20 protein-coding genes are annotated in these 23,614 nt (G+C 36.5%); 12 read left to right on the forward strand and 8 right to left on the reverse strand.

Annotated elements, in window-relative coordinates:
• Positions 1–63: 63 nt before the first annotated feature.
• The 4 genes from G7Y56_RS07085 to G7Y56_RS07100 all read right to left on the reverse strand — a co-directional run bounded on the left by G7Y56_RS07085 (position 64) and on the right by G7Y56_RS07100 (position 7,396).
• Complete coding sequence (locus G7Y56_RS07085) at positions 64–2,001, reverse strand: RagB/SusD family nutrient uptake outer membrane protein (RefSeq protein WP_165042246.1); 1,938 nt, start codon at positions 1,999–2,001, stop codon at positions 64–66.
• A gap of 20 nt (positions 2,002–2,021) precedes the next feature.
• Complete coding sequence (locus G7Y56_RS07090; RefSeq protein ID WP_165042248.1) at positions 2,022–5,429, reverse strand: TonB-dependent receptor; 3,408 nt, start codon at positions 5,427–5,429, stop codon at positions 2,022–2,024.
• Between the two features lie 140 nt (positions 5,430–5,569).
• Entirely contained in the window at positions 5,570–6,763 is a 1,194-nt protein-coding gene (locus tag G7Y56_RS07095) for a FecR family protein (RefSeq protein ID WP_165042250.1), read from the reverse strand.
• 42 nt (positions 6,764–6,805) lie between these two features.
• A complete protein-coding gene (locus G7Y56_RS07100; RefSeq protein WP_165042252.1) occupies positions 6,806–7,396 on the reverse strand; it encodes an RNA polymerase sigma factor in 591 nt (196 codons plus the stop codon).
• Between the two features lie 280 nt (positions 7,397–7,676).
• Between G7Y56_RS07100 and G7Y56_RS07105 the strand changes: the two genes are divergently transcribed.
• From G7Y56_RS07105 to G7Y56_RS07145, 9 genes are all read left to right on the forward strand, one after another.
• Positions 7,677–8,687 (forward strand): L,D-transpeptidase, encoded by a 1,011-nt coding sequence (locus G7Y56_RS07105; protein ID WP_165042254.1) that lies wholly within the window; start codon positions 7,677–7,679, stop codon positions 8,685–8,687.
• A 224-nt stretch (positions 8,688–8,911) separates the two neighbouring features.
• Positions 8,912–9,316 (forward strand): hypothetical protein, encoded by a 405-nt coding sequence (locus G7Y56_RS07110; protein WP_165042256.1) that lies wholly within the window; start codon positions 8,912–8,914, stop codon positions 9,314–9,316.
• An 11-nt stretch (positions 9,317–9,327) separates the two neighbouring features.
• Positions 9,328–10,308, forward strand: coding sequence for an alpha/beta hydrolase (locus G7Y56_RS07115; RefSeq protein ID WP_165042258.1), 981 nt, complete (start codon positions 9,328–9,330; stop codon positions 10,306–10,308).
• A 12-nt stretch (positions 10,309–10,320) separates the two neighbouring features.
• Positions 10,321–10,533 (forward strand): hypothetical protein, encoded by a 213-nt coding sequence (locus tag G7Y56_RS07120; protein ID WP_165024159.1) that lies wholly within the window; start codon positions 10,321–10,323, stop codon positions 10,531–10,533.
• A gap of 253 nt (positions 10,534–10,786) precedes the next feature.
• Entirely contained in the window at positions 10,787–11,872 is a 1,086-nt protein-coding gene (locus G7Y56_RS07125) for an efflux RND transporter periplasmic adaptor subunit (protein ID WP_165042260.1), read from the forward strand.
• A gap of 2 nt (positions 11,873–11,874) precedes the next feature.
• Positions 11,875–14,922 (forward strand): efflux RND transporter permease subunit, encoded by a 3,048-nt coding sequence (locus tag G7Y56_RS07130; protein ID WP_165042262.1) that lies wholly within the window; start codon positions 11,875–11,877, stop codon positions 14,920–14,922.
• A gap of 27 nt (positions 14,923–14,949) precedes the next feature.
• On the forward strand, positions 14,950–16,266 hold the full coding sequence (locus G7Y56_RS07135; protein WP_165042264.1) for a TolC family protein: 1,317 nt from the start codon (positions 14,950–14,952) through the stop codon (positions 16,264–16,266).
• Entirely contained in the window at positions 16,267–17,076 is an 810-nt protein-coding gene (locus G7Y56_RS07140) for an AraC family transcriptional regulator (protein ID WP_221412543.1), read from the forward strand. It abuts the gene before it with no gap.
• A 61-nt stretch (positions 17,077–17,137) separates the two neighbouring features.
• Entirely contained in the window at positions 17,138–17,992 is an 855-nt protein-coding gene (locus tag G7Y56_RS07145) for a carboxymuconolactone decarboxylase family protein (RefSeq protein WP_221412544.1), read from the forward strand.
• 35 nt (positions 17,993–18,027) lie between these two features.
• On the opposite strand, the gene G7Y56_RS07150 is transcribed toward G7Y56_RS07145, so the two are convergent.
• Positions 18,028–19,035: a helix-turn-helix transcriptional regulator gene (locus G7Y56_RS07150; RefSeq protein WP_165042266.1), complete on the reverse strand. Its 1,008-nt coding sequence runs from the start codon at positions 19,033–19,035 to the stop codon at positions 18,028–18,030.
• Positions 19,036–19,221: 186 nt separating this feature from the next.
• Here G7Y56_RS07150 and G7Y56_RS07155 point away from each other — a divergent pair, with 186 nt between their 5' ends.
• Positions 19,222–19,581 carry a hypothetical protein gene (locus G7Y56_RS07155; RefSeq protein ID WP_255498667.1) on the forward strand — a complete coding sequence of 120 codons (360 nt, stop codon included), beginning with the start codon at positions 19,222–19,224 and terminating at the stop codon, positions 19,579–19,581.
• A 79-nt stretch (positions 19,582–19,660) separates the two neighbouring features.
• Here the strand turns inward: G7Y56_RS07155 and G7Y56_RS07160 are convergent, their stop codons facing one another.
• Positions 19,661–20,734: a nitronate monooxygenase family protein gene (locus tag G7Y56_RS07160; RefSeq protein WP_165042271.1), complete on the reverse strand. Its 1,074-nt coding sequence runs from the start codon at positions 20,732–20,734 to the stop codon at positions 19,661–19,663.
• 111 nt (positions 20,735–20,845) lie between these two features.
• On the reverse strand, positions 20,846–21,091 hold the full coding sequence (locus G7Y56_RS07165) for an RNA-binding protein (protein ID WP_165024176.1): 246 nt from the start codon (positions 21,089–21,091) through the stop codon (positions 20,846–20,848).
• 385 nt (positions 21,092–21,476) lie between these two features.
• Here G7Y56_RS07165 and G7Y56_RS07170 point away from each other — a divergent pair, with 385 nt between their 5' ends.
• Positions 21,477–21,650, forward strand: coding sequence for a hypothetical protein (locus G7Y56_RS07170; RefSeq protein WP_165024179.1), 174 nt, complete (start codon positions 21,477–21,479; stop codon positions 21,648–21,650).
• A gap of 1 nt (position 21,651) precedes the next feature.
• Positions 21,652–22,125 carry a glutathione peroxidase gene (locus G7Y56_RS07175; RefSeq protein WP_165042273.1) on the forward strand — a complete coding sequence of 158 codons (474 nt, stop codon included), beginning with the start codon at positions 21,652–21,654 and terminating at the stop codon, positions 22,123–22,125.
• Between the two features lie 78 nt (positions 22,126–22,203).
• Here G7Y56_RS07175 and G7Y56_RS07180 read toward each other — a convergent pair whose 3' ends face one another.
• On the reverse strand, positions 22,204–23,235 hold the full coding sequence (locus G7Y56_RS07180) for a TQO small subunit DoxD (RefSeq protein WP_165042275.1): 1,032 nt from the start codon (positions 23,233–23,235) through the stop codon (positions 22,204–22,206).
• Positions 23,236–23,614 lie beyond the last annotated feature (379 nt).

Raw genomic sequence — 23,614 nt, forward strand, 5'->3', positions numbered from 1 at the left:
GGTATGGAAAATGACTATTAGACAAATCCATTATTACATCATTCTTCAATTGTTTAGCCATAATCAAAATCCGGGAAGTTGTCTTAGATTCGGATTTTTATCAATCTGATTCTGATGAATCGGCGCCCAGTAATTCTTCTTTGTAAAAACACGTTTCAAATATGGTTTTCTTGTAAAAAATGCTTTTGAATTACTTTTATCATCGCTCTTTTCTGTTCCTTCATAATTCATCCCATAGAATGTTCGGTTCAGCGTACTCTCTGCAATCATCCACCTACGCAAATCGTCGTACCTGATAGAAAACTCACAATTTAATTCGACACGGCGCTCGCGACGGATTGCTTCACGCATATCATCCTGATTAGTCGGTACAGGAATTTCGCCCACTCCACCGCCATAAATAGGTATGCCGGCTCTTTCTCTGATTTTGTTCAGATATAACAAAATTTCAGCTCGATTTGCAGGATTCGATTCATTCAACGCTTCAGCATAATTAAGATATACTTCTCCCAAGCGATAAAGGATTCCGGGACGATAAGGTCTGATATTATTTCGAGGATCATGATCCGGGTGTACACGTTTTCTCACTAAATACCCGTTCTGAGGGGCATCGTGTGTAGGACCTCCGTCCACATCGTTCATGTAAAACTTAGTCTCACGATTATCTCTCCTGAACCAGCTTCCATTATATAAAACCGAAACATAGAAACGTGGCTCGCGATTACAATACATGTTATATGTTCCTTCCAGTGTAACTGGATTTTCTACATTCGCAATATCTCCCTTCGATTCTATCCACTTTGTTTTCCTCACATCGTTAGCTTCGGAAAAACCACTTTCACTATAGCCTGAAGCCAAATTTATAATTGGGCTTCCGTCCCCATTATAACCGGTTATAGGGCTTTGGCCATTTGCCATGAAGAAGGCGTCCACTAATTCCTGAGAAACACCTAAACCACCGTTGCCTCCTGTACCCCTAGGCTGTGCATGCTTATCGTAATCATAAGACTCATTATTATTTGAGCCCCCTTCACCTGTACTAGGGCGACCAAATAAAATTTCTTTATTACCCTCATCGTATCTTTTGAATGACATATTCTGATACGACAAAAATGGATCGATCGAGCCATCATCATTATATTCATAGTATAACTGATGACCATTAGCATGAGCAAAATCAATAAGTTCTTTGCATGCTGTAGTTGCCTTTACCCATTTTTGATCATCTCTGGTCGTATTAAATATTTCAACTCCTTTATTATTCTCATATCCTTTGTAATAAGGATTTCCATTAACCAATGGGCTTGCAGCAAAAAGGAGCATGCGAGCTCTTACCGCCATACACATAACTGATGTAACCCGTCCATATTTACGAGAATCGGTATAGTAAGGAGGCAGTATTTTAGCAACCTCTTGCAACTCGTTATCGATCCAGGCAATTACTTCATCAAACGGAGTTTGCCCTATCATCAGCTCTTCCGATGATGAATCGAAGTCAGACAGCCATGTTTGTAACGGAATAGCTCCATAATTGGTAACCATTATATAATAGTAATATGCTATCAAAAAACGACATTCGGCTTTCATATAGCTAACCTCCTGCTCTGTTACCAATTGTTGCGGATTAGCCTTTACATTGTTAATAAAGATATAAGCTGCTCTTATCTTAGGAGGAAAATCACCCCAATAGCCAGCCCCCCAGCTACTCGATGAACTCCAGTTTCCTTGTGCTTTTGAGATACAATCCCAGCCGTATGTTTCCCACCCTTTAGATGGAGAATAATCATCCGCCAGAGCATCGACATGTTTTACCTTTTCCAGATAAGGATTCGGTATTTTTGAATATACACCGGCCAACCAATCTTCAGTCCTCGTCTTGTCCCTAAAAACCATTTCAAGGGTTAGTTCATCATCGGGCGACTTGTCGAGATAATCGGAACAAGCACCCGTGAAAACAGGGAGTATTACAATCAATAAATACGTTAATATATTATATTTCATAGTTTCAACATCTTATTTTATTAAAAACTCACTTGCAATCCTATTGAATATGATCGCATTATAGAATATCTCAAACCATTATCATCAGGTGTATTTAATTCGGGATCCCACAGTTTAAAATCAGAAAGACAAAATAGATTTGTTCCTCGTGCAAATATTCTGGCATTTTGCATCGCTGCTTTACGTAGCATTTTTCTGGGGAAAGAGTATCCAATCTCTAGGTTCTTGAGTCTCATCATACTCATATCTCTCAGCCACCACGAAGACTCTTGAGAATTATTAGCATTACTTCCTATCGATAATCTTGGATAGAATGCGTCCTGACTCGGATTTTCAGGTGTCCAACGATCATAAGCATTAGAATATATGTTTCCTGTTGCCCCTTGCGTAGAACCCGGTAAAAAGAAAGCACCACGACCAATCGTCCGGTAAGTTTTTCCGCTGCCTTGAAATAAGAATCCAAAGTCGAGATTCTTATAATTCATATTTAATCCGAATCCATATATCAACTGAGGATCAACAGTTCCTCCTATCGGAGATCTGTCTTTCGAATCTACTACTCCGTCACCATTTACATCCCGATATTTTATATCTCCCGGACGCACCGAGCCAAAAGTATGAACAGGAATACCTTCTGCTAATTGGCCTTCCGCTACATCAGCGAAATCTTGTTCAGTAAAAAGCCCTTCAGCTATCAGACCGAATATTTGTCCTACGGGTAATCCTGTAGAAGATCGGTTTGTACCAATTACTCCCATATCTTCGTCTTGTTCTATAATCTTATTTTTAGCGTAAGTCAGCGTACCTCTCACCGAAATAAACCAATCTTTGTTAATTCGCTTATTTACATCCAGTGTCAAATCAATACCTTTGTTATCTACTTTTCCAAAGTTAGCCCAAGGCAATTTTGCAAAACCTGCTGAGTTAGGGAAGTTCTTGCGTTGCATAAAAATATCACGACGTTTTTCATCGAAATAGTCAACTTGCAATTCGAGCATATTCCATAAACCAAGTTCTAGACCCAGATTGGTTTTTGTCACAGTTTCCCATGTTAATCCGGGTACTCCTATATCTCCTTCCCATTTACCATTCCGATGGAAATCTGCAAAATTTCCCCAATAATAACCATCATTTCCACCTCCATCACTGATGGTTGTTATATATGCAAAACGCCGCCCGTCAAGTTGATCATTTCCGACTAACCCATGCGATATTCTGAACTTTATTTTGGAAAATGTTTTATTTAACGGACGCATAAAAGGTTCTTCCGACATAATCCAACCCGCAGCTATTGAGGGAAAAAAACCGTAGCGTTGTCCTTTAGCAAAATTCTCAGATCCGTTATAACCGAAGTTAAACTCTGCAATATATCTTCCACTTAGCGTATAAGAAAGACGGCCTGCAAACCCTTGATTTCTATAAGGCAATTTGTCGCCATTATCATAATCTCTTTGATTATAAAGAAGGAGTGCATCCACTGCATGTTTAGAAGCAAAGGTGCGGTTATAAGTAATATTACCTTCCAGATATGTACTATTATCGCCCCAATGTTTTATTTGTTCCTGACCTAGAAATTCTTGCCCGTAAGAAGTGATAATTGTCTGTAATGCTCCTGTCTCGGGATCTCTTCCTGTTGCGACAGCGTAGTAATCAGGATCTTTAGATCGCTTAACTCCATTGCGCGAAAAGTTGTCGAATGCAAAAGTTACTTTTGCCCTCAGTCCGGGCAAGATATCTTTCAAATCCTGATCAACAGATATTAGCGTCTCCAGTTTACTTTGAGAGTCGCGTTCATAACCTCTCTGCGTTGCAATAGCCCAAGGATTTGTCTGCTCAGGAACTTTTGGTATCTGACCCGACGAATAGCGGGTTGGATGCACAAAGGGTGGAGTACGGAAAGCATCCTTGAACAAGTCGTCAATACTACCTGGTGGAGAAACCCTTTTTTGTAAATAACCACCCATATTAACTCTCAAGAGAGTCGTAGATGTCACATCAAGATCTACATTTGAGCGCACATTATACCTATCCAGTCTTAGCGATGAATTCCATTCCTGATCTTCATCTCTTTTCAGCATACCATTTTCGTGATAATAGGCAGTAACAAATGCATAGCGAAGGCGTTCAGTACCACCCGATATATCGACAGATGCACGTGTATTAGATCCACGGTCGTTCGATATAGCTTTGAGCCAATTCACATCCGGATAAAGATCCGGATCGACGCCAAGTCTGGTATTCTCAATCCTTCGGGGATCGAACATGACATTACCACCATTCTGCGTACTAATATCGTTTAATAGTTGCATATAATCGGCTGCACCTAAAAACTCCGGCACCTGCACAGGTTCTGTAATTCCGTGTTCGACATTTACTCTCACATTTGTTCGCCCTGCTTTCCCACGTTTTGTGGTAATTAGAATTACTCCGTTGGCTCCACGCACACCATAAACAGCTGTGGCGGAAGCATCTTTCAATACCGAGAAACTTTCTATTTCTTCTACATCAATATTGTCTAACGAACGCTCTACACCGTCAATTAATACCAATGGTTTACGGGCATTTCCTCCAACAAAGGTACTTATACCACGTATCCAATAATCGGAATGATCGTTACCGGGCTCACCCGAGCGTTGGGCACCAATAATCCCACCGACGTTTCCAGCTAAGTTGTTACTTAATGAACGAGTAGTTCCCGTTTGCAGTTTAGATGGTTCCATAGTCGATATAGCACCTACTACCGATGCTTTTTTCTGGGAACCATAACCTACGACAACCACTTCTTCGAGCTGACCAATGTCTTCTTCGAGAACAATATTAATAATCTTTCGATTACCGACCTCTTCGTCTCTTTGTATAAAACCTATATATTTATATTGGAGAACAGCAAATCTATCAGGAACCAAAATTGAATAATTACCATCAATATCTGTTATAGTACCTACTTTAGGATCACTTTTCAACACGATAGATACCCCGATAAGTGGTTCTCCTTTTTTGTCTGTAACATTTCCTCTGATAGAAAGGCGATCCTTCTGTTGTTCTATGTTATTAACACTAACCGAGGCTCTTCTCGATACGAATATCTGCTTGTCAGATATACGGTATGTGTTGTCTGTATCTTTGAAAACTTCGTCCAGCACCTTATTTACAGGTTCATTATGGATAGAAACAGAGACTTTTTTGTTTCCATCTAAAATTTCATCATAGTAAAAGAATACATATTCGCTATTCTTTTCTATTTCGCTAAAGATTTCTTTTATTGGTTTATTTTTTATTTCTAGTGTAAGAAGAGCATTTTGAGCATAACTGTTACTGGCATAACATGCACTAATACTGATAAAAAAGGTAAAAAATATTACCCTCAAAATTTTAAATAGTCTCCTAGTATTAGCACATTTTATGCTAAATCTATTGATATTTATCATACATTTGTAATGATTTAAAGGTTAGACATATACATTTTTAACTTCTGAATCTTGATCGGGTGGTGTTTGGCGATGTCGCCCGATCTTTTCAGCACTTAAATTTCACGTGTTCTTCATAGGCAGTGTATTTATTTTAGGTTTTACATAGAGGTTTTTATTAGATTATAACTTTCATTATTATACTCTACTTTTATTGGTAAGGTAAAGGCCAGCCCGTTTAAGACATCGGCCAAATTATCTTTCATATCTAATTTTCCTGAACATTTTAGATTTGCAATTTCACTCTCATAGTTAATTTCCACACCATAATATCTCGAAAGACGTGCTATAATTACTTCTAGTTTTTCACCATCAAAATAATAAAGACCCTTTATCCAAGAAGTATGCCTCTGAACATCTACGGTTTCCACATGTTCTTTTCCATTACTATACTCATACATTTGTGTCGGGGATAGAAATGTATCTTTAGCATTATTTCTAGCTAATATTTTGACTGACCCACTTGCTAGTACAACTTGCTTATTTTTGTCTGATTCGTAAGCCATAACATTAAATTTAGTTCCTAGAACCTGTACATCAATATTGCTTGTTCTCACTATAAACGGACGTTTAGAATCCGGATGAACCTCTATAAAGATTTCTCCATCTACATAAATCTCTCTCTTTTCTCCTGCAAACTCAATCGGATAAACAACTCGTGTACCCGAGTTTACATACATTTTTGTTCCGTCGGCCAATGTTAGCTTTGATCTTCTACCTCTAGGGACTAAAAGCTGATTAAATGCAGCTGATTCATTTTTAGAAATTCCTTTTTCTGAAACTTTTATTTCAGTGGAGTCGTAAGCTATATCAGATTCTTCGGTTAGCTGAATTGTCTTTTCCTTAGATAATATTAGTTGGATTTCCGTTTGAATATTTTCCACACGATTTTCCGCTGCATAATTCAGTATATCGCTTGATTCAGTATAAGATTTATCGGTTATATATGGCAAGCTAAATACAACTATAGCAATACATGCAGCTATGCCGACAACGAAGGCAAGTTGTCTTCGTTTGTTTCTTTTCTTATTAATCATTTGGTTAGAAGTAACTATCCTATCCCATAGTTCGAGTTCCTCGGTATCCGACATGGGATCTTCTAACTGCATTGAGCAAATAAATTCTTTAGCTAAATTATACTCCACTACATTTACTTGACAAGTTTCTTCAAGTTTACACCAAAACTCTAAAGACTCTTCTGTCGGATTTTTTATAGAGGATATAAAAAAATCATCCTGTAAAAAATCATCGAATGTATATTGGGTATAATCTCTATTTAAATGTTCTTCTGGCATATTTTGCATATCGTTCTATATATAAGGAAACAATCATTCTTACTATTTATACTCACTTTTTTCAACAATTATCAAAGAATCTTTTATTTTTTTTAAAGATCTCTGAAGAAGATTTTGTACCGATTGATAATTCATATCCATTAGGATGCATATTTCATCTATACTCATTGACTCTATAAAACGGTAATGAATAGCCTCTTTCTGACGGGAAGTCAAAGTAGAAAGCAGATGAGTTACTTTATATTTAAGGTGGTTTTCAGTTTCTTTATTTATCAATTGTTCTTCGATGGTATCTTCAGTTTCTATAAGAAAATCTTCAGCTTCCAGATCATCAATAGAATCAGTATATTTTTTTTGCAGTTTAAAAGCATTCAAGAGGCTATTTTTCAATGCCACAAACAAGTACAGTTTAATATTATTTGTAGCACTTAGATTGTTTCTATTGTGGTATATTCTCACAAATACGTCGTGAATACAATCTTTTATTAATTCTCTGTCGGCAGTAAATTGTAAGCCCTGAATAAATAATTTTTTAGAGTATTTTTTATAAATATAGCTGTATGCATCATCATCTCCCTTAAGGAAACTATCCCACAATGAAGAATCATTCTCAAAAGTATTTTTTGTTAACATTTGTCCACAATGTGTTTTTAAGCATTAAATAAAAGGTTATTACATATTCTAGATAAATAGTACTTATTCAATACATTATCAATATTTTACACAGGTTGAATAAGACGGGTGCAAATTACATAAATATAATGGAATTTTATATAGGATAAAATAGAAAAGAATTACAAACCAAATGATGAAGGCTGTTCCTATCAATATCTATTCAATTTAACATTTAATCCGCTTTTTAGGGAACAATAACATAACTTTTTCGTTTAAGATATAAATACATTAACATCAAATGAGAAATAAAATAATCCCTATTCTTCTATTTATTAGCATATTCTTTTTTAGTCACTGTTCTCAGAATAAAGAAAAAGACCCTGTAAGCAATAGTGCCACTACAGACTCGTTGGCAGTGGAAGACTCAAAGCCAATCTCTATTAACCCGGAAGACATAAAAATAGAAAAAGCTTTTCTGTATGATCAGTATACACTAGAAGACAGTTATCCTTATAAAGATACAACACGTATGTTTCAATGGGATAAGATACGCAAACGTTTGGCTTTACTTGATTCTATACAACAAACTCCAGCTACATGGGCTATTCTGGAAAATTACAAGAATAAAAACGGCGAAGCACCTCTTGTGAAAACTTATAAACGAGACGAATATAAACGTATATCCGATACACTGGGGGTAGAACGGTATCAAGGTATACCACTATACTTGCCAAATGACTCAATTACTCCACTCCGCTATGGCAGGGATGGGGCGCTTGTAAAGATTATTAAAGACAGTTCTAATTTCACCAAAATAGCAACTGTATATTTTACAGGAGAATGGCTTGTGCCACAAAAATATATTAAGGTTATCGGAGACACTGTCGTATTCAAAAAAGCTATTATTGTCGATCGCACTAATCAAAATATTATGACCCTTGACAAAGAAGATTCAAAATGGGTCGTAAGAAGTATGAACCCTGCAACCACAGGGCTGCATAATCCTCCTTATGCCCAAGAGACACCTCTTGGTATGTTTGTCGTACAAGAAAAAAAGACAAAGATGGTTTATCTGGCAGATGGATCGAAGGAAACAGGGGGATATGCACCTTATGCCAGTCGTTTTACCAATGGTGGCTACCTGCATGGTGTTCCCGTAAATGTGCCACATACCAAGCAAATAGAGTTCAGTGCATCGCTGGGAACGACTCCCCGCTCACATATGTGTGTTAGAAATGCCACATCTCATGCCAAGTTTATGTACGATTGGGTGGAGTTAGAATCAACAATAGTATTCGTAATTGACTAAACAAAACAAAATCCTAATATTTTAAAATAGAAAAAGCTTTTCCATAAAAATTGTTAGATAATAATGTATATTTCTTAAAAACAGGAACTATATATAACTCCAGTGCGTTTTATACCTAAGAGACTATATTTAGTACATTCTATTGTATTTTAAATTGTAGTCTTTGCGGGAAATGCCAACCAACCACATTAAACAAGATTGTTGGCTCAATTAAATTTAGATTTATGAAAAAGTTACTGTTTTTAAGCATATCAATTTTGACAATGCTCGCTTTCGCTTCATGTAGCAGCGATGATGATGAAGCTCCTGCATTAGGAGCAAATGTACAAGTTACAGTGAAAAATCTATTGGGAACTCCTCAAAAAGGTACAACAGTTTATATGTATAAAGATAAAGCTATTGACGATAATACAGAAAGTGCCAATGCTGATAGACAGGTTGTAACTGATGAAAACGGCGTAGCGACATTCAAACTTAATTTTACCGAATTAAATATTCTTGAATCTCAGACATCACTCTATTTTGCTGTATTTTATACTATTGGTGACACAGAAGGCGTTAAAGGTACTGCCGCTGTAACGGTAAAAAGAAATGATGTGAAACAAGTAGAACTTCAAATTCCAATTTAAAATATAATATTATGGGAGAGAATGTTCAAAAAGCACCTGATTATTTGAAAGATCCGCACCTAAGCCCGGCAGTCAAAGAGTACTTGAAAGTGCTAAACTCAGGAGGTCCGGTTGAAGCATTATCAAAAGAAGACGCCCGTAATGTATTGGTTACAGTACAAAAAGGGGTGAAAGTCGACTTATCGGGAATTGAGGAATCAGAAAAGATAATTAATAATAAAGATTATCCTGTTAAGTTGAATATCGTCCGACCAAAAGGTATAAAAGAGAAACTACCTGTTTTTATTTTTATACATGGAGGTGGATGGATATTGGGCGACTATGATACGCACAAACGTATGGTTCGCGATTTAGTCGTTGAATCGGGTTATGCAGCTGTATTTGTTAATTATACACCTTCTCCCGAAGCAAAATATCCGCAAGCTATCAATGAGATATATGCAGCTACAAAGTGGGTTGCAGAACATGGTAGCGAAATTAATGTGGATGGAAAGAATTTGGCTTTGGTAGGCAATAGTGTAGGTGGAAATATGGCAATAGCAACCAGTTTGTTGGCTAAAAAGAACAAAGGGCCGCATATTAAGCTCCAGATTCTATTGTGGCCAGTCGCAGATTCGTCCTTCAATACGGATTCTTATAAAATTTATGCAGAACAAAGATTCCTCTCTACTTCGTTAATGAAATGGATGTTCGATCAGTATACCACAGATCCGAAACAACGTAAAGAAATTTATGTTGCACCCTTGCAAGCGTCCCTCAATGAGTTAAAAGGTCTGCCTCCTACCCTTATTCAGGTAGCAGAAAATGACATTTTGAGAGACGAAGGAGAAGCTCTTGGACGCAAACTGGACGAAGCCGGAGTAGAAGTAACAACTATACGCTACAATGGTGTAATCCATGATTTTGGCTTATTGAATGGTTTTGCGACTCTTCCTACCACGCGATCCTTATTCACCTATTCATCTGCAATATTGAAACAGTATTTACAATAAAATTATATTATTATGAAAAGAGTATTATTAGGTTTAGCAGTTGGTGCGGTAGTTGGATATGCAATCAGAAAACTACAAGATGATGGACAATTTGACTGCATCTGCGACTGCACTGACAAATTCCTCAGTAAATCGAAGAGAAATCTGAAAAATGTAGCAGACGTTGCAAAAAATGAAGCAGAATATTTGAAAGATCGTGTAGAAGACATGGTTGGAAAAAAATGATGCAAATGAAATTAGATTGATTGACAAAGGAGGATATATTATCCTCCTTTGTTATTACATATCATGTATGAAGCAATAAATCTACATATATTTCTACGGCCGAAAATCTTTTCATATTTTAGAAAGCTCAATATAATATTATTAACTTTAAATATTATTTATTTTCAGATTAAACCTTTTACAATTTATTATGTCTAACCACTTACGTTAGTTATACAGTTATCTATAATATACACATCCATGAATTGCATCTATGAATAAAAAGGCGAAAATAGTACTGATAATAGTTATTGTACTGATAATTGCCGGAATGGCTTTTTATCCGAATATAAAAAACATGCTTCCAATTAAAGATGGAAAACTAGAAATACCAATAAGCAATGGAAACCGAGAACAACGGTCGCTGAATGTAAATGCACAGGTATTAAAATACGAAAATCTGGATGACATTTTCAGAACAAAAGGGATACTGATGCCTGACGAAGAAGTCGATTTATCTTTTGAAACTTCCGGTAAGATCACGAATATCTATTTCAAAGAAGGAACCATTGTTAATAAAGGAGATCTGCTGGCTAAAGTAAACGATCAACTTCTACAAGCCGAATTGAAAAAGCTGGAAGCACAGAAACCATTGGCTGAGGATCGTGTTTTTCGTCAAAAATCCCTATTGGAAAAAGACGCTGTAAGTCAGGAAGCCTATGAATCGGTAAATACTGAATTAGGAAAACTGAATGCCGATATAGAACTGGTTCGATCGAAAATAGCTCAGACTGAATTGAGAGCACCTTTTAGTGGAATTATTGGTCTACGCTTCATTAGCGAAGGTACTTATGTATCTCCCACTACAATAATCTCGAAGCTAACAAAAGTTTCTCCTCTCAAAATTGAATTTTCGGTGAATGAAAGACAAGCTAATGAAATAAAACCGGGAACAGTTCTCACATTTTCTTTAGATAATGATTTAAACAAATATCAGGCAAATGTATACGCTATCGAGTCTAACTTAGACAGGCAAACACTTACGCTTAAAGCCCGTGCAATCTATCAGAATCCGGGAGGGAGACTAAAACCCGGCCATTCTGCTAATATCGAAATAAAACTGCAACAGATCAGCAACACCCTTGTTGTGCCAAGCCTCGCTACAATAGCCGAAATGGGGCGTGATATTGCTTATGTATATAAGGATGGTGTAGCACGTCAGGTAACTGTAAAGAAAGGTATGAGAACAGCTTCGTCTGTACAAATACTGGACGGATTAAGTCTTGGAGATACATTATTAATAAGTGGTGTTATGCAATTGCGTGATGGAATACCTGTCACACTCGACAATATAAATTAACTATGACAATCTCCGAATTAAGCATACGACGCCCTGTACTATCCACTGTATTAGTATTGATTATCTTCATATTGGGGATGATTGGCTATACCTATCTGGGAGTACGTGAATATCCTAACATCGACAATCCTATTATTACGGTAAGTGTGTCTTATCCGGGGGCTAATGCCGAAATTATCGAAAGCCAGATAACAGAACCTCTTGAACAAAATATCAACGGGATTCCCGGTATACGCTCGCTTGTCAGTAGCAGTAGTCAGGGATCGAGTAATATCACTGTTGAGTTCGAATTAAGTGTTGATCTCGAAACCGCTGCCAATGATGTTCGAGACAAAGTATCACGGGCACAAAGATACCTCCCTCGCGACTGCGACCCTCCAACAGTATCGAAGGCTGATGCCGATGCCAATCCAATTATACAGATTACAGTTCAAAGCGAAAAACGCTCATTGCTCGAGTTAAGTGAGATTGCCGAGCTAACAATCAAAGAACGTCTTCAAACGATTCCAAATGTTAGTGCTGTTGAATTGTGGGGACAACACCGCTACTCTATGCGTTTGTGGCTAGACCCTGTAAAAATGGCATCTTATGGCATCACACCGATGGATGTAAAAAATGCCATTGACAAAGAAAACGTAGAATTACCATCAGGAAGTATAGAAGGTGACAGGATAGAATTATCGATCCGCACACTTGGTTTGATGGAGACTCCCGAAGAGTTTAACAATCTGGTTATAAAGGAAGACAATTACAATGTCGTGCGCTTTGGGGACATTGGAACAGCCGAGTTAGGTACCGAAAACCCAAGAAACATTATGCGCAAAAATGGTATACCAATGGTTACAACCGTTATTATACCTCAACCGGGCGCCAATCAGATCGAAATATCGGACGAAACAATGATCCGAATCGAGCAAATGAAGAAAGATTTACCCGATGATGTACAATTGGGCATTGCTTTCGATAATACAAAATTTATCAGAACATCGATATATGAAGTGGAAGAAACTATTTATATAGCATTCTTACTCGTTGTACTAATTATATTTGTCTTTCTACGCGATTGGCGTGTTACGTTAGTACCATGCGTCGTTATCCCTATATCATTAATCGGAGCATTCTTCGTAATGTACGTTGCCGGATTCTCCATCAATGTATTGTCGATGCTTGCCGTCGTCTTAGCTGTAGGACTGGTAGTTGATGACGCCATTGTGGTCACGGAGAATATCTATCTGAAAATAGAAGATGGTATGGCTCCTCTGCAAGCGGGTATAGAAGGATCCAAAGAAATATTTTTCGCTGTGGTGTCTACCACAATCACACTCGTAGCTGTATTTTTCCCTATCGTATTCCTCGAAGGGATGACTGGACGTTTGTTCCGTGAGTTCAGTATCGTAATAGCAGGATCAGTACTCATATCGTCCTTTGTTGCCTTAACCTTTACACCAATGTTAGCAACTAAGCTTTTAAAGAGAAACGATAAACCGGGGTGGTTTTACAGAAAAACCGATCCGTTCTTCAAAGGACTTAATTATGGATACAGCAAAGCATTACAATTTTTCTTAAGACATAAAATAGTTGTTTGGCCGATTATATTAATAACCATTATTGCAATCGGTTATCTTGGTAAAAATATTCCCTCTGAAATGGCTCCTTTAGAAGACCGTTCCCAAGTATCGATCAGGGTTAGTGGTCCGGAAGGGGCAACATACGAATTTTACAGAGACTATACCGAGAAAATTGCTCAAGTAGTAGACTCGATCGCACCCGAGCGAGAATCTAACATCGTCCGGGCTAGAAGTGGTGGCGGTAATATCACAGTTGTTTTACCCAATATCGGAGATCGCGAACGAAGTCAGATGCAAATAGCTGATGCCCTTGCTCCCATCCTTCGTAAAGAAACAGAGGCCAGAGCTTTCGTCCAACAACAATCTACATTCGGCGGACGAAGAAGCAGTATGCCTATCCAATATGTGTTACAAGCCCCTAACATTGCTAAACTGGAAGAATTTATTCCTCTGTTCATGCAAAAGGTAAATGAAAGCCCGATGTTTCAAATGGCAGATGTAAACCTCAAGTTTACAAAACCCGAGACACGAATTAAGATCGATAGAGATAAAGCCGCTTTACTCGGTGTAAGTACACGTGATATTGGACAGACGCTGCAATACGCCCTCAGTGGTCAGCGTATGGGATACTTTTATATGAATGGTAAACAATACCAGATATTAGGAGAGATAAACCGCCAGCAACGAAATACACCATTAGATTTAAAATCGATATATCTCAAAAATCTGAATGGAGATATGATTCAGCTAGATAACCTTGTCGAACTTGAAGAGAGTGTTGCCCCTCCACAACTTTATAGATACAACCGTTTCAATTCAGCAACCGTATCTTCGGGACTTGCACCGGGTGTAACTATTGGAGCAGGCCTCGACGAGATGGATCGTATAGCTAAAGAAACATTGGACGAAAGTTTCCGTACAGCATTAGCCGGAGACTCTAAAGATTTCCGCGAAAGCTCTTCGAGTCTGATGTTTGCATTCTTATTAGCGATTGTTCTTATATTCCTTATATTAGCTGCCCAATTCGAAAGTTTCAAAGATCCATTTGTAATAATGCTTACCGTACCTTTGGCGATTGCCGGAGCACTCTTATTTATGTATATTTTCGATATAACGATGAACATATTCAGTCAGATCGGTATTATTATGCTTATCGGGCTGGTAGCCAAAAATGGAATTCTGATCGTTGAATTTGCCAACCAACGACAAGAATCGGGAATGACCAGACTTGAAGCTATTCAAGGAGCATCGGTGCAACGTTTACGACCTATCCTCATGACCAGTTTTGCTACAATACTTGGGTTACTACCACTGGTTCTCGCCAGTGCAGAGGGTTCGAACGGACGTATAGCAATGGGTGTAGCCGTGATTGGTGGTATGTTAGTATCTACATTCCTTACTGTATTCATTGTTCCTTGTATGTATTTATATATATCGACGGATAGAGATAAAAAACCTAAGAAAACGGAAGAAAACAACTGATGTTTGATAACCCCAAACTACATAATTATGAAAAAGTATTACATCATTATATTATTCTTTATACTACCATACTATATTGCCGCACAAGAAGTCTTCGATCTTAAACGCTGCATAGAAATAGGACTTGATCGCAATTATGAAATAAGAATAACCCGCAATGATGAAGAAATAGCGAATAATAACCTAACCCGAGGTAATGCCGGCTATTTACCTTACCTCAATTTGATCAGCGGTTATTCGGGAACTATAAATGATACCGAACAACGAACTACATCGGGGGAAATAAGTAAAAACAATGGGGTGCATAATCAAGCTCTGAATGCCGGAGTTAATATGGACTGGATGGTTTTTGACGGATTTAATATTCAGGCGAATTATGGTAAGCTGAAAGAACTGCAAAAAGCAGGAGAATTGAATACACGCCTCGCTATTGAGAATTTCATTTTAAATATTACAGGAGAATACTACAATTATATCCAACAGAATATAAGACTGAGCAATCTTAGATATGCAGTTAAATTATCGAAAGAGCGGCTTCGGATTGTTGAAGCCCGTTATACTATTGGTGCCGGTTCGCGGCTTGAAATGCAACAAGCTAAGGTCGATTTCAATGCTGATAGTTCTATGCTGATCAAACAACATGAAGTTATATTTAAATCTCGGGTGCATATCAATCAATTGATGGCAATGGACAATGTAGAACAACCTCTACTTGTCCCTGATTCGATCATTGAATTCAATCCGCTACTTAATAAAGATGATATTTGGCATAACCTGCAAGCATCAAATGTATTCCTCCAATTATACGAAAGAGATAAAAACATTAGTGTTCTCGATCTCAAATCAATACAAAGCCAATACTATCCTTATCTTAGACTTAATGCCGGTTATGGATATACTCAGAACATGTATGATGTAGGAAACTATAATCGACAGCGAAATCTGGGGTTTAATTACGGCTTTACGGTCGGTTTCAATATTTTTGACGGTTTCAATCGTGAACGAAAAAAGAAAAATGCCAAAATTGAAGTCGAGAATAAAATACTGGAATACCAACAGTTAGAATTATCTCTACGAACAGATCTTTCTAATATATGGATGGCGTACCAGAATAATATGGAACTGACAAATCTTGAACAGGAAAATCTTCAGACGGCACATGACAATTACGGAATTGCCCTTGAACGTTATAAACTCGGAGATTTATCGGGGATAGAATTGCGCGAAGCTCAGAATAGTTTATTAGAGGCCGAAGACCGTCTTGTTGAAGCCCAATACAATACTAAACTCTGCGAAATATCTCTGATTCAAATAAGTGGTAAAATACTAGCATATATCTATTAAGTGTTACAAGAATATTCTATATCCGATCTGTTAGCTGTACCGCCTCAACATATCCCATATTACGCAGGAACTTTTGAGGATACAGAAGATACTGATGTTGAATGGCCACACCGTCATTCGTTTTATTCATTGGTTTGGTTTACCCAAGGTTCGGGTTTTTATGTTATAGATTTTCAAGAATATGTTATAAAACCAAACAGAATATTCATTGTGAATCCGAAGCAAGTACATAATTGGGACTATTCTGAAAATAGTGAGGGATATATCTTAATTGTTGATACTACGCTAGGTACCGAATTAAGTATAGATTTTCAATTCCCTTACATAGATTTAGACAATGCTACAAAACTATTTCTTGAGCCCGTTTTTAAAAAGCTTATTTCAGAATATGAAATCCATAACGAGATCAGAATTGATATACAATACCTCTATAAGCAGATTAAGCTCTACGCAAAAGAAAATAATACAATCTCAGTTACAGCAAATCCGATATTTGAAAAATTCAAGCTATCTATATTGAATAATCTCAGTAAGAATCAGTCAATAGAAGATTATGCGCGAAAACTAGCCATATCAGCAGATGAACTTAATTTCCTTTCAAAACAGATTTCAGGAGTATCTGCAAAACAATATTCACTAAATCTTAAGATAACGGAAGCTAAGCGCCTGCTGATATACTCTGATCAAAATATTAATGAGATATCAAATCAAATTGGCATTGAAGATTCATCGTACTTTGCACGAATTTTCAAGAAAAAAACCACTTTATCTCCAACTAACTTTTCAAGAAAGTACCGAAAACACATTTAAAAGTCCTCGATCATTAGTATCGTAAGCATCTACCTTTGTTCAAACAAAAATAAAGATAGATATGAAACAGATATTATTAATTATACTGACACTATTGTTGGTACTAAATTCTTACGGACAAATGGAGAAATCGGAACGTTATGAGCGCGGTTGGAACAAATTGATGGAAATCGACGGAGAAGCAGGTGAAAATGTTGTAAACGGATTGAAAGATATTTCTCCGGAGTTAAGCAAATTCATCATAGAATATTCTTTTGGTGATGTATACAATTTGAACAGATTAGATAATAAATCGAAAGAAATAGCGGCTGTATCTTCTCTTATTGCTCAAGGCGCAATACCTCAATTGAAAGTACATCTGAATGGTGCTTTAAATACAGGCAGTTCGATTATTGAAGTAAAAGAATTAATACTGCATCTTACTGGTTACCTTGGGTTCCCCAGAACTATCAATGCAATGAACACATTGAAAGAAGTGCTGCAAGAGCGAAAAAACAATGGGATTCTTGACGAAGAAGGAATAGAAATATTATCAAATAATGAAACAGACAGATATAATTTAGGTTCGAAATATCTGGCGATTCTCGATAAGAATCAAGAACAAGTTATACAAGATGCTTACGGAGACTTCTCCCCCGATCTAGCGAGATTTATTATTGAGTATGGATATGGGGATATATACTCCAGAGAAAGTTTAGACAAAAAATATCGTCAGATAGCAAGCATTTCGGTACTGACAACATTAGGGAATGCACCATCACAACTAAAGTTTCACATGAATGCAGGCCTAAATATCGGATTGACAGCAGAAGAAATTAAAGAGATCATGATACTAATGTCAGTATATGCAGGTTTTCCGGCAGCAATAAACGGAACAAATATATTGAAAGAGATCGTCAACGAGTCTAACAAATAATAAAGACACCTTGTTTCGAAATAGTAAACTCAGTTCTAAGAACTGAGTTTACTCATATATTGGCTTGGTGTACAGCCGAAATGTTTCTTGAAAAACTTATTGAAAGCGCTTTGACTTTCGAAACCCAAAAGAAAAGTAATCTCTGTTAAAGAAATCTTCTCCTTTAGATATTTTCGAGATAATTCTATACGAAGATCATTAAGAATAAGTTGATAGGAAGTCCCTTCTAACTTTAGTTTTCGCTGAATATTACGTTCACTCATATTGAACCGTTCAGCAAGTAATTTCAAATCCAGATTAATTGTTGAGATACTATGTAAAAGATATCTTCGAACAGCTCCCGACAGTACATTATTAAGTTTACTATCTTGTATCTCAGCTATGAAGTTTTCAAAAATCGGCAAGAAATCTCTACTTGCTGTTATTACAGGTAGATCGAGAACAGATTTGTTAAAAATTAAGGCCAATTTATTCTGTCCAAATTCGACAGGACAATTCAGATATTTTTCTAATTTATCCGTTTTGCCCTCTTTTTTATAAACAGAATGAGCTGAAACAGGGTATAGGTATCTTCCCGTAAAACTATAGCTATATTGAAGTGAGATACCATATTGCATCTCGTACCATTGTCTGGCAGCAACAGGATATTTATCTACAAATTCTTGACTAATAGATATTTCATAATAGAATAGGTCACCTTCTGTCTTTGTCGTATAGTGAATTATATCATTCTCTGTAGGATCTAATAAATCCAAGTCTTCGAATATATCGCTGACCGTAGCTCTGTTATGATATAAATTGAAAATTGTACCAGTTAAGGTAAACGGAATAATAAAGCCGATTTCCAATCCAATTCGTTGATTATTTTTCTTGGCAACAACCTGTTCCATATATCGACCGAATATATTGGCATCTATTTTAGCAATCGGATTATCCAATATTTTAAGATCTGTTGCAAACTCAGAAAATATTTTAGAAATACCAATTTGGATATCTTCAAATTGTTTCAAGAAAATATTAAATAACCCAGCTGCTATATACATAATAAATATCGCTTGTCGCGTTTGGACAAATTTATGGCTTTATTTTCAATCAATAACTCTAACCTTAGATTTATATTTGCAATCAGTTAGTAATAATTAATTAAAAACTGAAAAATCATGTTCAAAATTGGGAGTACTTTAAATTTCATATTAGCAGCAGGGCATTTAATCGCATTAATATGGTTAATGAAAATCTTTGAAATATATGGTTTGAGCAAAGAAATAAATGAATTATATCAGATACATCCTTTATTGCCGTATATACTTACAGTAACAGTTTCAGGAGGATTTTTCGTATTTGGACTATATGGATTGTCTGCCGATGGGAAGATAAGAAAACTACCTTTATTAAAAGTAGCTGTATTTGCGATTGCTGCAATATATATACTCAGAGCATTAGCGGGTGTCGTGGAAATAATAATTACAGATACGCCCCCTTTACTCGAAAGTATAAACTCATCGGGAGCTTTAATAATAGGGCTACTATATCTGATTGGAGGATTGAAAAAATGGGTGATTAAACAAGTCCCTAGCAAATTGACCTAAAACTTAGCCCCATTTTATTATCTTTTATAGAAAGCAATATTCTTCATTTTCGGATGAAGAATATTGCTTCTTGTTTTTCTTACAACGCTCCTTGCTTCGCCAATGAAAATTCGGCTTGCAAAGTAGCTATAGTTTCTTTTACACTTATTATTTTTTTCGCTAGATGCGCATTTATTCCGGCAAAGGCATATCCTTTCTTCATATTGCCTCTCGCTGCCTGATAAAGAACTTGTATAATACAATAAGGACTTTTGCTATAATCGCAGGTTTTAATACAATGGAACGGACAACTTTTAGGCACTTCCAGCCCTTTTTCGACACTCTTAATGAACTCACCAGTAATAGCTCTACCCGGCATACCGACAGGGCTTTGTATTATCTGTAAATCCCCTTGTTCTGCATCAATAAATATCTTTTTAAATTCGGTAGCGGCATCGCATTCTTCGGTAGTAACAAATATTGTTCCCATCTGTACGCCGGCTGCACCCATTTCGATAAAACGATACATGTCGTATCCAGATGATATGCCACCCGCTGCAATAACAGGTATAACCTTCTCATCTTTATATTGAGCTACAACTTCTAAAACTTCAGGTACTAATTGCTCCAGTGAAAACTTTTCATCATCAATCTGTTCTAATTTAAAACCTAAATGCCCTCCGGCTTTTGGACCTTCTACTACAATGGCATCAGGCAGATAGTTAAAATTATTTTTCCATTTGTCGCAAAGTATCTTGGCAGCCCTCGACGATGAAACAATCGGTACCAGCTTTGTTTTACTACCTGGAGTCTGATATGAGGGCAGATCGAATGGAAGGCCTGCTCCTGCAAAAATAACATCCACTCCTTCGGCTATCGATGTTTTTACCATATCCACATAATTGGTTAGAGCAACCATAATGTTGACTCCAATAATCCCATTACTTTTTTCTCTGGCTTTACGTAATTCTTCCTTCAGACCCCAAATACAATTTTCGAGATAATTTCCTTGAGATTTATGATATATCAATCCCAAACCGGCACATGATATAACACCTATTCCACCCTCGTTGGCCACAGCTGAAGCCAGACCTGAGAGAGAGACACCAACTCCCATTCCTCCTTGAATAACAGGCAGTTTTATTTCAATATTTCCTAGATAAAATGATTTCATAATAATGCAAAAAAGCAGATAAGTTCATACAAGAACCCATCTGCATTGTTTAATGTTATGTTTATGGCTTTATTTTCAATAGTGCTTTGCACTTACGGTGGCAAGAGACCATCAATCTCTTGGAATAGCTTCTTTTATAACGATAGGACGTCCTAAATAATCTTTTCCGTTAAGTTCCTGAATAGCCTTAAGACCATCCGCATTATTTTCCATTTCGATAAATCCAAAACCTTTCGATCTGTTAGAATCTCTATCAACAATAAGCTTTGCAGAAATTACTTTACCATACTCTTCCATGATTTTGTGCAAATCAGACTCTTTTACCTCATAGCTGAGGTTTCCAATGTAAATATTCATATAAATACTAAATTAAAATGTAAATGATTTTAAACAAAGGAGTCTAGGATGGTCAATTTCGACGATAAGATGTCTTAATACATAATACCAAGAAAATAGAACTGAAGATAGAGAGCAAAATGAACCCATTTATTTTATCTGTTAAATGTAAGGTTAATATGTTGTATCTCGTTCATCTATCTTCTATTATTTTGCTTTTAAATGAATATCTTATATTTTATATAGTTTGGATGACATCTATTAACATGAACATTCTATAGGGAATAACGGTTTAATATAGGAGCGAATACAAGTCTTATTTTCAAACGTAGCCTATTTATTGTACCTTTACACGCTGAAATTCAATTCAGTTGTAAAAATATCAAGATTAAATAAAGCTAAATATATGATGAAGCCTCGCCTGGGTATGACTGCCCGTACAGGAGACAAATGTCCTAAGAGTGGTGTTTGGAAAGTAGTTGGAACGCTAGAGTCGATAACAATGTCTGTTTCCAGAGGGAATAAAATGCCTCAGCACGCAAACAGAAGTGCAACATGGAAACTTATTATCATGTTCTGATATGAATATTTACGATATAACTGTAAAAGATGCCAAAGATAACGATGTTTCGATGGCAGATTATAAAGGAAAGGTATTACTAATTGTCAATACTGCCACTCAGTGTGGATTTACACCACAATATAAAGATTTACAGGATTTATATCTCAAATATAAAGATCAGGGATTCGAAGTCCTTGATTTCCCCTGCAATCAATTTGGGAATCAGGCTCCGGAAACAAATGACGAAATAGCGAGTTTCTGTGAGATGAAATACAAAACAACTTTCCGCACATTTGCTAAAGTTGATGTAAATGGCAAGGATGCTGATCCTCTTTTCAAATTACTAAAAAAGAGTAAAGGTGGATTTATATTCGATGCTATAAAATGGAACTTCACCAAATTTCTGGTTTCTCGTGATGGGAAGATACTTAAACGTTACTCTCCTACCACGAACCCATCTAAAATAGAGAAGGATATAGAACCGCTACTTTAAGTTTAAGAAGTAACCATATTATATAAGAACTAAAATAACAGAAGCAGAAAGAATTTTCTGCTTCTGTTATTTTTATATTTAAAAAGTAATTCTTTCACTCCATGTTATACCACTAATATCAGTCAATATTAATTCATAATCGCCTTTACGGAGATTGACAATACTTTCGTCTTTAATTCTTAATTTGGCCTTACTTCCCAAGGGAATAACCAGACTATGTTTACCCGGCTTAACTTTGGCTACATAACTGTTTTCGATATTTAACAACGGAAATTTAGACAATTTATCTCCATCTTGTTGTAAGACAATTTTTCCATCTTGATCTTTCAATGTAATACCTATTAAGAATGAGCCATATACATCTGCCCCTTCTGTTCTGAAAACAGTAAAAACCAAACCTTCATTGTTGAGTGTTGCATCAGATATTTCGACAATCGGTTTTACAGACTTATTATGCAGTGGTCCCCAGACTCCATTGTGAAAATATTGATTGGTAAAGAGAGTCATAAACAAAATAACTGCCGATCCCGAGATAACTATCAGGTTCAATTTCTTTTCGCCAATAGGTAATATTCCGGAAGCAACCCAACTGAACCATTTTGTATTTGCAACAGGCTTTTTAGCAAGCCAATAATTATCTATGGAATATTTTCCTCCACCTGTAAATAACAGGGTGAATCCTGTAGCCATACCAAGTATACCTATCTGCCATTCATCTAAACAAGTTGTCCCAAGCCAGCCCGACCCAAGCAATATACCTGTAGCTAGCCCCAGTACCCCCAAGCTCATCAACCGGGTAAAGAATCCCAGCATTATAAGCAGACCGACAATACCTTCAATAATTGTAAATGCTACCATAGCCCACCATAGCGATTCGGGATTAGATACCAGATACTCTATAATAGGTTTTATTCCCAGTGCATTTGGTAAGAAATGATTAAATTTTTCACCAATATATCCGGCTTCATCTGGATTCAGTTTGTTTTCAAGGATTAATCGTCGCCAGAAAGCCGAAAAATAAGTCCAACCCACAACTAAGCGTAAAGCAAGGGCAAAAGTGCCCGATAAAGAGTATGCTTGCTGCATCTCTTTCGTATTATTTTGTATCATAATTATTTGAATATTGAGTGTTATATTTTCTATATAAAGAATATGGCAAACTAATTATCTCTAATTAATCTGACATTATAAAGTTGCGTATAAGTGCAAATCAAATAATTAATTTCCTGTGATATATGAATAGTGGAACGGATAAAATGTCAACCTCTACAGGTTGATGCGGATATAAGTTTGTAGAAGTAAAATTGCCCCGATAATCTAAATGATTTTTATCTGTAAATAAGAAATATCTTTCTTCTGCCTGCTTTTTATTTTTTTGAGTTAAATCGTTCTGTTGGAATGTTGATATGCACGATCTGAAATTATTGCTTTTCTCTAAATCGAGCTGTATATTGATCGGAATATTTAATGATCGCTTTATCTCTTGCTT

The sequence above is a fragment of the Dysgonomonas sp. ZJ709 genome (assembly GCF_011039195.1).
Lineage (GTDB): Bacteria > Bacteroidota > Bacteroidia > Bacteroidales > Dysgonomonadaceae > Dysgonomonas.

Coding starts and splice junctions, on each gene's coding strand:
- G7Y56_RS07085 (WP_165042246.1), bottom strand. CDS start 2,001: ATGAAATATAATATATTAACGTATTTATTGATTGTAATACTCCCTGTT.
- G7Y56_RS07180 (WP_165042275.1), bottom strand. CDS start 23,235: ATGATACAAAATAATACGAAAGAGATGCAGCAAGCATACTCTTTATCG.
- G7Y56_RS07135 (WP_165042264.1), top strand. CDS start 14,950: ATGAAAAAGTATTACATCATTATATTATTCTTTATACTACCATACTAT.
- G7Y56_RS07090 (WP_165042248.1), bottom strand. CDS start 5,429: ATGATAAATATCAATAGATTTAGCATAAAATGTGCTAATACTAGGAGA.
- G7Y56_RS07100 (WP_165042252.1), bottom strand. CDS start 7,396: ATGTTAACAAAAAATACTTTTGAGAATGATTCTTCATTGTGGGATAGT.
- G7Y56_RS07125 (WP_165042260.1), top strand. CDS start 10,787: ATGAATAAAAAGGCGAAAATAGTACTGATAATAGTTATTGTACTGATA.
- G7Y56_RS07130 (WP_165042262.1), top strand. CDS start 11,875: ATGACAATCTCCGAATTAAGCATACGACGCCCTGTACTATCCACTGTA.
- G7Y56_RS07145 (WP_221412544.1), top strand. CDS start 17,138: ATGAAACAGATATTATTAATTATACTGACACTATTGTTGGTACTAAAT.
- G7Y56_RS07175 (WP_165042273.1), top strand. CDS start 21,652: ATGAATATTTACGATATAACTGTAAAAGATGCCAAAGATAACGATGTT.
- G7Y56_RS07165 (WP_165024176.1), bottom strand. CDS start 21,091: ATGAATATTTACATTGGAAACCTCAGCTATGAGGTAAAAGAGTCTGAT.
- G7Y56_RS07155 (WP_255498667.1), top strand. CDS start 19,222: ATGAAAATCTTTGAAATATATGGTTTGAGCAAAGAAATAAATGAATTA.
- G7Y56_RS07120 (WP_165024159.1), top strand. CDS start 10,321: ATGAAAAGAGTATTATTAGGTTTAGCAGTTGGTGCGGTAGTTGGATAT.
- G7Y56_RS07095 (WP_165042250.1), bottom strand. CDS start 6,763: ATGCCAGAAGAACATTTAAATAGAGATTATACCCAATATACATTCGAT.
- G7Y56_RS07105 (WP_165042254.1), top strand. CDS start 7,677: ATGAGAAATAAAATAATCCCTATTCTTCTATTTATTAGCATATTCTTT.
- G7Y56_RS07150 (WP_165042266.1), bottom strand. CDS start 19,035: ATGTATATAGCAGCTGGGTTATTTAATATTTTCTTGAAACAATTTGAA.
- G7Y56_RS07115 (WP_165042258.1), top strand. CDS start 9,328: ATGGGAGAGAATGTTCAAAAAGCACCTGATTATTTGAAAGATCCGCAC.
- G7Y56_RS07170 (WP_165024179.1), top strand. CDS start 21,477: ATGATGAAGCCTCGCCTGGGTATGACTGCCCGTACAGGAGACAAATGT.
- G7Y56_RS07160 (WP_165042271.1), bottom strand. CDS start 20,734: ATGAAATCATTTTATCTAGGAAATATTGAAATAAAACTGCCTGTTATT.
- G7Y56_RS07110 (WP_165042256.1), top strand. CDS start 8,912: ATGAAAAAGTTACTGTTTTTAAGCATATCAATTTTGACAATGCTCGCT.